Annotated in this window: 2 protein-coding genes; both read right to left on the bottom strand. The window is 36.7% G+C overall.

Going from position 1 to position 504, the window contains the following annotated elements:
• Nucleotides 1-119: hypothetical protein (locus tag IE142_RS40605; protein ID WP_191889553.1), on the bottom strand; the 119-nt coding region annotated here is incomplete at its 3' end.
• A 32-nt stretch (nt 120-151) separates the two neighbouring features.
• Nucleotides 152-504 (bottom strand): deoxyribose-phosphate aldolase (gene deoC, locus IE142_RS40610; protein ID WP_191889554.1); only part of this gene is annotated, 353 nt, incomplete at its 5' end.

Below are 504 nucleotides of genomic sequence, written 5' to 3' on the forward strand. Positions count from 1 at the left end.
CTTGAAGCTTGGTAATCTGGAACCTCCCCATGAGTGTATCCGTTTACAAAAAATTCTATTTCTTCTTTGGTTAATGACTTACCGTCTCGTTTCTTTTCTATGATGTCAATCATTCTCATAATTCATCATTCCCTTAGACATAAATTTAGTATTAGTAATCAGTATTTGATTCAAGTCCTTGAATAATTTGCACACCGGCACTAGCACCAATACGTGTAGCACCCGCTTCAATCATATTATTAAAATCCTCTAGATTTCTCACGCCACCTGACGCTTTTACTTCTAAACGATCACCAACAGTATCTTTCATTAATTTTACATCTTCAACTGTTGCACCCCCACCAGCAAAACCTGTGGATGTTTTAACAAAATGTGCACCTGCCGCTTCAGATAATTGACATGCTTTAATCTTCTCTTTCTCAGTTAATAAAACAGTCTCAATAATTACCTTAACTGTTTTACCATTGGCTGCTTGAACGACGGCTTCGATATCATTTTGCACTT

The sequence above is a fragment of the Streptomyces mutabilis genome, assembly GCF_014649815.1.
Taxonomy (GTDB): Bacteria; Actinomycetota; Actinomycetes; order Streptomycetales; family Streptomycetaceae; genus Streptomyces; species Streptomyces mutabilis.